This is a genomic window from Candidatus Magnetobacterium casense (assembly GCF_019173545.1).
GTDB lineage: Bacteria > Nitrospirota > Thermodesulfovibrionia > Thermodesulfovibrionales > Magnetobacteriaceae > Magnetobacterium > Magnetobacterium cryptolimnobacter.
The window spans coordinates 1-9,227 of the sequence record NZ_JABXWD010000129.1 but is presented as its reverse complement, the minus strand read 5'-3'; the positions used below and the strand labels follow the sequence as shown (position 1 = coordinate 9,227).

The window sequence follows — 9,227 nt, the reverse complement described above, 5'->3', positions numbered from 1 at the left end:
GTTTTTGAAAATGGATTCCCGTTTTCACGGGAATGACAAGAAATGGTATTTTGCGCCCATCTGTGTCATTCCTGCGTAAGCAGGAATCCAGAAAGTGCGAAACCATAGACAGGTGACAATTGCAATTGTCATTGAAGGGTGTTCTCTTAAAAAGGCATGGTAAAATGGGGTCAAGGGGGCTGGCCCCCTTGCAGGGGGTTCTGAAGGGGGGCAGAGCCGCCCCTTTCTTTTTTGTTTTTGAACTTTTTCTTGTAGGCTACAGGGTTGGTCTGTTAGTGTGCCATGGGGTAGCTCTTTCGTATGTGTATGCGGTCTTGAGGAGTGTCTCTTCGTCAAAGAACCTCCCGATGAGCTGAAGTCCTACGGGCAATCCCCCGGAGTCAAAGCCTGCCGGGATGGATATGGCCGGCACTCCGGCAAGGTTTACCGAAATGGTGAATATGTCGCTGAGATACATCTGTAGGGGGTCGTTTGCCTTTTCACCGATCTTAAAGGCCGTTGTCGGTGATGTTGGCGTAACGATAACGTCCACCTTTTTAAATGCTTCTTCGAAGTCATGCTTGATAAGGGTTCTTACCTGCTGTGCCTTTTTGTAGTATGCGTCGTAGTAGCCCGATGACAGGGCATAGGAGCCTAGCATGATTCGGCGCTTGACCTCCTTGCCAAAGCCCGCTGCACGTGTCTTGAAGTACATCTCTGTGAGGTTGTCGCCATCGACCCTGACTCCGTATTTGACGCCGTCGTAGCGTGCGAGGTTTGAGCTGGCCTCGGAGGTGGCAAGTACATAATAGGTGGCAACGGCATATCCGGTATGGGGGAGATTTATTTTTACAGGGGTTGCGCCCTGTGCGCTGAGTTCGTCAATGGCCTTTAGTATGCACTGGTGAACCTCCTTGTCCATGCCGTCGATGAAGTACTCATCGGGGATACCGATCTTCAGTCCCTTGAGACTACCCCCGAGGGCCTTGGTAAAGTCCGGCACCTCAACGTCTGCGGAGGTGGAGTCCCTGTGGTCTCTGCCGGCAATCATGTTGAGCAGGATGGCTGCATCCTCAACGGTCTTTGTGACAGGTCCTATCTGATCGAGCGAAGAGGCAAAGGCCACAAGTCCATAGCGTGACACCCTGCCGTAGGTTGGCTTGAGGCCGACAACGCCACAAAAAGCCGCCGGCTGACGGATGGAACCCCCCGTGTCTGACCCCAGGGCTGCAATGCACTCATCGGCAGCCACTGCCGCTGCGGACCCGCCGCTGCTGCCCCCTGGTGCCCTGTCCGTGGCCCAGGGGTTGAGGGTCGTGAAAAACGCCGAATTCTCCGTCGAAGACCCCATGGCAAACTCGTCGAGGTTGGTCTTGCCCACCAGCACGTAGTCGCCCAGTTTCTCCGTGACCGTGCTCTCATAGGGGGGGACAAAGTTCTCCAGTATCTTTGAACTGCAGGTTGTACGGATGCCTCGTGTGCAGATGTTGTCCTTGATGGCAAGGGGGATGCCCGACACCGGAGTGCCCAATGCCCCGGACCCTGTTGCCCTGGCACGCTCAATGGCCGTGGCTTTCGTAACCGTGACGTAGGCATGTACCTTATTATCAACTGCCTCTATTCTGTCAAACACTGCATCGGCAAGTTCAACCGGGGTTAGCTCTTTGCCGGAGAGCATCTCTTGCGCTTGCCTGAGCGTAAGTGTGTATGGTTTCAATTGGCCTCCTTTGTTGCTTTAATCTTAAGCTATTACCTTAATCCCGATTATTATTGTATCATTGTCGTTTAGTTTATTTCAATCGTGCCAATTGCCCGAATTTTTGATACGTTGACAGAACCTTTCATAAATGTTAATCTATACTACGCATAGAGACTGATTATATGTAATCTATAGATAATAGTGGAGAAGAAGAGATGCCAAAACAGATCAAGAAAAAGGTAGTAAAGAAAGTTGATCCTCAAAATGAACTTGCAGGTGTAGTTGAAAAATTCAGGGGATTTTACGATACCCACAGGAAAGAGATGTTGATAGCAGAGGTTGTGCTGGTGTCAATAGTCATCCTGTCGATAACCGTGTGGGGATACGTCACATTCAGCAAAAAGGCCGCACTATCGCAACAATTGATAGCCTATACAACATACCACAATATGTACCAAAAGAGCGATCCCAAAAACGAACCCCCAAAGGAGCAGCGCTATCAAAAGGCCCTTGAGGAGTTCAAGAAGGCCTACGAAAAAAGTAAATCCCCGGTGAGCCTCTTTTACATAGCCAGTGCCTACTATGAGATGGGCAAGATGGACGAGGCGGAAAAGACCCTGATCGAACTGAACAAACAATACGCCGGTAACGAAGATATTCTCCCGCTGTCGCTGTACAAGCTGTTTGAACTGTACAAGGGGGCCGGTAAACTTGAAAAGGCCACTGAGACCTTACAGCAGATGGAGAGATTGCGCACCCCCGTATACAAAGACATAGTCCTGTACCAGATGGCAGAGATACTCAAAAAACAGGGTAAAGACGACGAAAGCAAGAAAAAGATGCAAGAGCTGGAGAAAAACTACCCGAATTCCCCATACATACCGCCAAAACCCACGCAGGGCGATAACGCTCAGGCCGTTCAAAGTATACCGATCTCTATACCTGCCTCCGGAACCAAGCCAAGTGGCCAATCTGAGCCTCCTATGGGAGAAAAGCCGGCAGCGACAGCCCCGGAAAAGGCACCCATCGAAAAGTCCGGTAAGTAGAGACGACTAAGACTAAGTTGCTATACTGATCGGATTCGAGTTTTTTCGGGTATCAAAATTGCCTGCATACAAGAAAGAAAGGGGCGGCTCCGCTTCTTGGCGCTCCAGGTCGCACCTGGCCCCTTCAGAACCCCCTGCAAGGGGACCAGTCCCCTTGACCCCATATTTCACACTCAATTATCATGCCTGAAAAAACCTGTGTCATTTCAGTATATCAAACAATGTTGATAAAAAAGTATCTTTCTTACTATGGTTTCGCAGTTTCTGGATTCCTGTTTACACAGGAATGACCCCTGTTCGAGCCAGGGGCAGGCATGGACGGGCCAAAGACGCCATCTGCTGTCATTCTCGCGAAAGCGGGAGTCCATTTTTCAAGCCGCATAAAATGCCTGTTTAGGAAAAAGTGCGAAAGTATAGTTTCTTAATGGGTTTATTTTTACAAAAAAGTGTGTTGGTTATGATAATATTAAGGCATAAAAAATAAAAATGAGGTAAGACATATGAAAGTAGAATTTGTAAATCCATTTCTGGAGAGTATTGTCAAGGTGCTTTCGACGATGGCCAATACCCAGGCCAAACCTGGCAGACCGTTTCTGAAGCAGGAGGCGTCAGCCAAGGGTGATGTCACCGGGTTGATAGGTCTTGCAGGGCAGCAGACCAAGGGGTCTCTGGCTATAACATTTACGGAACCTGCGATACTGCACATTGCCTCTCAGATGCTCGGAGAAACCTTCACCACAATCAACAATGACGTGGCAGACACCGTGGGTGAAATTACCAATATGGTAACGGGTGGGGCCAAGAAGCTGCTCTCTGAGCAGGGATACAAGTTTGACCTGGCCATCCCGTCAATCATTGTGGGCAAGGGTCACATGGTCTCACACAAGACCAAGGGGCCTATTGTCATAGTGCCTTTTGAGACGGTGGCCGGCTCGTTCTTTGTAGAGATATGCTTTGAGAAGTAAGTAGGGTTCCCCCGCAAGGACTCAGGACAGTCCAATGCGCAGGGCTAGTTCTCTGGCCTCTTTGATCTTGTCACGCAGGATGGCGGCCCTTTCGAAGTCGAGCTTTTTGGCGGCCTCCCTCATCTCTTGCTGGAGTGCCAGGATGGCCTGTTCATCCAGGGGCGTGGCCTCAGGGGCATCGGTGGTAGCGGGAACTGTCCAGTAATCGGCCTCGTAGATGGAGGCCAGGATGTCTTTGATGTTGTTTTTGACGGTGGTGGGGGTGATACCCATGCGTTGGTTGTAGTTCAACTGTAGTTGGCGTCGGCGGGTGGTTTCATCTATGGCACGCCTCATGGAGCCGGTGATTGTGTTGGCGTAGAGGATGACTTTGCCGTTGACGTTTCGTGCGGCGCGTCCTGCCGTTTGGATGAGTGAGCGTTCGCTTCTGAGAAAGCCCTCCTTATCGGCATCCAGGATGGCTACCAGTGACACCTCCGGGAGGTCTAGCCCCTCGCGCAGGAGGTTTACCCCGATGAGGACGTCAAAGACCCCCAGACGCAATTCATGCAGTATCTTGACCCTGTCCAGGGTATCTATGTCCGAGTGCAGGTAGCGGGTCTTGAGGCCGAGTTCGTTGTAGTAATCGGCCAGTCCTTCGGCCATCTTTTTGGTAAGAGTTGTCACCAGTATGCGTTGGGACTGTTGGGTGGTCTGTCTTATCTCTGCGGCGAGGTCATCGACTTGTCCTGCCACCGGACGGACAAACATTTCGGGGTCAAGCAGGCCCGTTGGCCTTATGATCTGTTCAACGATGCGGCCCCTGGACTTTTTGACCTCATACTCTGCCGGGGTGGCGGAGACGTATATGACCTTTCTGATGCGCTCATCAAACTCGGCATACGTCAGCGGGCGGTTGTCCAGGGCCGATGGCAGCCGGAAGCCGTAGTCGATGAGGGTCTGTTTGCGCGACCTGTCGCCTTCGTACATGCCCCGCACCTGCGGCACCGTAACGTGGGACTCGTCTATGATGGTCAGGAAGTCCCCGCCAAAGTAGTCTATGAGGCTGAAGGGTGGTTGTCCGGGCGCCCTGCCGCTGAGATGGCGTGAGTAGTTCTCTATGCCGTTGCAGAAACCAAACTCCCTGAGCATCTCCATATCAAACATGGTGCGTTGTTCTATGCGTCTGGCCTCGATGACCTTGCCGGCCCTGAGGAAGTGTTCAACGCTGGTGAGCATTTCGCTTTTGATCCCCTCAAGGGCGGCCTCGATCCTGTAACGCGGGGTGATCCAGTGGGTGTTTGGGTAGATGGCCACCAAGCGGAGGCGTCGCAGGCGTTGTCCGCTCAGTGGGTCGAACTCGTATATGCCCTCGACGTCATCACCGAAAAGCTCAATGCGTATAGCCATGTCGCGACAAAAGGACGGAAAGACCTCTACTATGTCGCCGCGCACGCGCAGTGTACCTCGTTTGAAGTCGGATTCCGTGCGATTGTACTGTAGTTCGGTGAGTTTTTCGACGAGGTCGTTTCTGGCGATGCGGTCGTTTTCGTTGATAACCAAGTGCATGCCTAGGTAGTCCTGGGGTGAACCAATGCCGTATATGCAGGAGACGGAGGCCACGACTATGGTGTCACGTCTTTCGAGGATGGCCATTGTGGCTGAGTGCCGGAGTCTATCGATGTCCTCGTTGATCATCGAGTCCTTTGCTATGTAGGTATCGGTGGTGGGGATGTATGCCTCCGGCTGGTAGTAGTCGTAGAAGCTGACGAAGTATTCCACGGCGTTGTCGGGGAACAGCTCTTTGAATTCGCCATACAGTTGAGCGGCAAGGGTCTTGTTGTGTACGATGACGAGCGTGGGCTTGTTGACTTTGTTGATGACGTTGGCCACGGTAAAGGTCTTGCCCGATCCCGTGACTCCCAACAGCACCTGTGCCGCACAACCGCCCTCGACCCCACGGGCAAGTTCGTCTATGGCACTGGGCTGATCTCCCGTTGGCAGAAGCCCGCTGACAAGTCTGAACTCTTCCACCATTGTAATATAACATAATAGTGATGTTTTCTTCACATGCAACAGCACATCTAAGCGCTGTTGTCTCTTGTCCGTTACAAGGACTTCTCCATCAGCACAAAGACAAACACCGTCATGCTTATATACCCATTTGCGTTAAAGAACGCTACATTGATCCTGGTCAAGTCATCCTTGCTGATGATCGAGTGTTCATACCAGAAGAACAGCGCCACGCCAACCATGCCCGCATAGTATACAATACCCAGGCCAAAGACGCCCCCCGTGAGTACCAACAGCATCCACGCCAGGACATGAAACCCCCTGGCAATGCTCAAGGCAGCACGCACACCAAATCGCTGAGGTATGGAGTACAGGCCGTGAGACCTATCGAAATCCGTATCTTGGAGGCCATAGATGGTGTCAAAGCCCGCAAGCCAGAAGATAACGGCAGCAACAAGGGGCAGTATCTGATATGAGAAGTTACCTTTTATGGCAATCCATGCCCCCAGAGGCGCCAACGCAATGGCCACCCCAAGGACAAGATGACACACCCACGTAAACCGCTTTGTGTAGGAGTAGAAAAATATAATCCCTATGGCCAACGGTGCCAGCTTAAAACACAGGGGGTTTAACATGTATGCCGCAACAAAAAACACCACCGTCGATACGGCAACAAACACCCTGGCATCCGTAACGCTGATGGTACCGGCGGGCAGTTCCCTGGAGCTTGTGCGCGGATTGAGGGCATCTATCTTTCTATCGACAACCCTGTTGAGTCCCATGGCAGCCGAGCGAGCACCGACCATGGCAACGGCTATCCACAGTCCCTGCCTCAAGGACGGCAATCCATTGGCCGCCAGTATGGCCGCAGTAAAGGCAAACGGCAGTGCAAAGATGCTGTGGGAGAACTTTATCATCCTCAGGTACGTGCTTATTTTATTGAGCAGCGTTATCATAGTGATTATCTCATGGCAGCCGCCTTGTTGTGAAATCGGGTCTTTTCAATTGCAACAGCGGCTTCCTCTGCAAGGGCCATGGCAAAGTCTATCTCATCCTGCGTAAAGGCCCTGTGTTGCTCTGTCAGCAGCCTAAGCACGCCTATGATTTCGTCATAGAGCATCATGGGGACAACGAGGATGCTCTTGATTCCTTCCTTTGCGGCCTCTTTGTTATAGATGATGCGTTGGTCGTTTGTTGCGTCATAGATGGCGACTGGTTTACCGCTGAGGGCCAACTGTACGCTCGCCTCAAAGGCCACGCTGCCCCTGTCGAGGTAGTCCCTGCTAAGGCCGGAGGAGGCCATCAGTTCCAACTGCCTGGTATCGGGATTGATGAGTCTGATGGTAGCCGCCTTGGTGTGCATTATCTCAGGGAGTTTGCGCACGATCAGTTGCAGTACCTCGTGGAAGTCCGTTGTCTTGCTCAGGAGTTTTGTGGTCTCCTGCAGGGTCTTGAGGTATGTCAGCTCTACGTATCGCTGTTCATACATGCGGGCGTTTTCTATGGCTATGCCGCACTGGGCAGCCAGGGAGGCAGAGAAATCTATCTCCTGTTGGGTAAAGTTCCTGTACCAGCCCGAAAAGAGCTTCAGGACGCCTATTAACTTGTGCCGGACTATTATGGGCACGGTGAGGATACTCTTTATGCCCTCATCGATCATGTCTTTCCTGTTCAGTATCCTGGGGTCTGTTGTGGCGTCGTAGATGGTCTCAGGGATATAGCTCAGGCCGTCAAGCAGATGCATGTCCTTTTCCTTGAGAAAGGGCAGAGACGAGGTCTGCTGGTATATGTGGCTGAGGGCCTCCGAAATATTTATGCCCTCCGTGACGGGGTCCTTTGCCAGGAAGTTATCGCTGAGGCCAAAGGAGGCGGCCATCTTTATCTTTTTTGATTTATCGTCAACGAGTTTGATAGTGGCGGCCTTTACCTGCATAGCCTCAGGGATTTTCCGTACTATCATGTCCAGGACCTCGCCTAGGTTGAGCGAGGAGCTGACCGTCCTGGATATCTCCTGGAAGAGGCTCAGGTATCGCTTCTCCTGAGAGACGATGGTCTCAAATGCCTTTGCGTTCATAATTGCGATGGCGGCCTGTTCGGCGATGGCGGAGACGAACTTGAGGTCTTCCTCGGTGTAGTCGCGCGGCTCGGATATGTACATCCGCAGGACACCGATGATTTCGTCTTTGAACTTCAGCGGAATCGATACGATGCTCCGTATGCCTTCCTGCACTGCCACCTTGTGGTACTTGGAGTGTGCATCGAGGGTTATGTCGTATACCGACACGGACTTGCCCGACAGCGCATCCTCCACGCTTTTGTCAATGCCGACCGACCCCTTGTTGACGTACTCGTCGCTGAGGCCAAAGTGGGCGGCAACGTCCAGCGTCCTCGATTTCTTGTTTATCAATCGCAGCAGACAAGCCTTGACGTTCATGACCTTTACCACGTTTGTCACTATGAGGTTCAACACCTCATCCAGAGAGAGGCTGGAGCTGATCACCTTGCATATGTTTTGGTAGCTCTCAAGATACACGCGCTTCTGGAATATCTTTTCGGAGCAATCGGGGCACATCCCATGCGTGGAATCACCAAGGCCGGCAGAGGCAAGGAACTCCTCTACGGTCTGCCATTTGACGTCGTCGGCCTTTATCTTCTTACACCAGCCACACACCATGTTGAGTTTAGTATTATCCATAATTACACCTAAGTTGGAATCTCAAATATTTGTCCGTATCTGCCAACAGGCAGAGCCGGCGCATGTACCGATTCAGGGTTTTACCCTCTGCCTTCATACGGTGACACCCACGGATATATTGTACAAGAAAACGACATGTTTTTGTGTAAATAATTTTTGGCTCTCCCTGAAAGATTAAGATTGTAAACGAGGAAGGCTTCTCAACCTGTTATGAGCTGTTGGTTCAGGTTGTACGTTCCCTGATTTTATTTATAATGTTTGTGGTAGACATGCCGCCGACGTATGTGACGCTATGCACCTCCGGTACGAGGTCTGCCCCTATGATGTCCTGGATTTTCCAGTCGCCGCCCTTGACGAGCACGTGTGGCCTTAGCGCCCTGATGATTTCGTATGGGGTATCTTCGTCAAAGATTGTTACATAGTCAACCATCATCAGGGCGCCCAGGACCTCTGCCCTCTCCGCCTGTGACACGATTGGTCTGCCGGGCTTTAGTCTGCCTACGGAGGCGTCAGAGTTAATCGCAACGACAAGCACGTCGCCAAATGCCCTGGCCTGATACAGATACCTGATATGTCCTGCATGGAGGATGTCAAAGCAACCGTTTGTAAAGACGATCTTCTCTGACATCGCCCTTCTTTTCTCCAGCTCGTGGCAGAGAACTCCAACAGGGTAAAACTTGTTATCCACAGCAACATCATTATACACTAAATGACACTGGATTTTAAATGCACCCTATTGCTCTTATGCACGGGTGCATAAACTTTTGGTGGGTAAGATAAACGGGGTCAAGGGGACTGGTCCCCTTGCAGGGGAGGTCAAGGAGGGGGCGGAGCCGCCCTTCTTGTAGGGG

At 51.7% G+C, this 9,227-nt stretch carries 7 protein-coding genes; 2 read left to right on the top strand and 5 right to left on the bottom strand.

Annotated elements, in window-relative coordinates; all coding sequences use genetic code 11:
* Positions 1–256: 256 nt before the first annotated feature.
* Positions 257–1,657 carry an Asp-tRNA(Asn)/Glu-tRNA(Gln) amidotransferase subunit GatA gene (gatA, locus tag HWQ67_RS08500; protein ID WP_218252259.1) on the bottom strand — a complete coding sequence of 467 codons (1,401 nt, stop codon included), beginning with the start codon at positions 1,655–1,657 and terminating at the stop codon, positions 257–259.
* 236 nt (positions 1,658–1,893) lie between these two features.
* Between gatA and HWQ67_RS08495 the strand changes: the two genes are divergently transcribed.
* The gene (locus tag HWQ67_RS08495) at positions 1,894–2,724 is read left to right on the top strand and encodes a tetratricopeptide repeat protein (RefSeq protein WP_218252257.1); all 831 of its coding nucleotides are present in this window, start codon (positions 1,894–1,896) and stop codon (positions 2,722–2,724) included.
* A 500-nt stretch (positions 2,725–3,224) separates the two neighbouring features.
* On the top strand, positions 3,225–3,689 hold the full coding sequence (locus HWQ67_RS08490) for a chemotaxis protein CheX (protein WP_218252256.1): 465 nt from the start codon (positions 3,225–3,227) through the stop codon (positions 3,687–3,689).
* 21 nt (positions 3,690–3,710) lie between these two features.
* On the opposite strand, the gene uvrB is transcribed toward HWQ67_RS08490, so the two are convergent.
* The 4 genes from uvrB to HWQ67_RS08470 all read right to left on the bottom strand — a co-directional run bounded on the left by uvrB (position 3,711) and on the right by HWQ67_RS08470 (position 9,064).
* The gene (uvrB, locus tag HWQ67_RS08485; protein WP_425340711.1) at positions 3,711–5,702 is read right to left on the bottom strand and encodes an excinuclease ABC subunit UvrB; all 1,992 of its coding nucleotides are present in this window, start codon (positions 5,700–5,702) and stop codon (positions 3,711–3,713) included.
* 74 nt (positions 5,703–5,776) lie between these two features.
* Complete coding sequence (locus HWQ67_RS08480) at positions 5,777–6,637, bottom strand: UbiA-like polyprenyltransferase (protein ID WP_218252254.1); 861 nt, start codon at positions 6,635–6,637, stop codon at positions 5,777–5,779.
* A 5-nt stretch (positions 6,638–6,642) separates the two neighbouring features.
* Complete coding sequence (locus HWQ67_RS08475) at positions 6,643–8,376, bottom strand: GAF domain-containing protein (protein WP_218252253.1); 1,734 nt, start codon at positions 8,374–8,376, stop codon at positions 6,643–6,645.
* A 223-nt stretch (positions 8,377–8,599) separates the two neighbouring features.
* Positions 8,600–9,064, bottom strand: coding sequence for an adenylyltransferase/cytidyltransferase family protein (locus HWQ67_RS08470; protein ID WP_320414556.1), 465 nt, complete (start codon positions 9,062–9,064; stop codon positions 8,600–8,602).
* Positions 9,065–9,227: the final 163 nt, after the last annotated feature.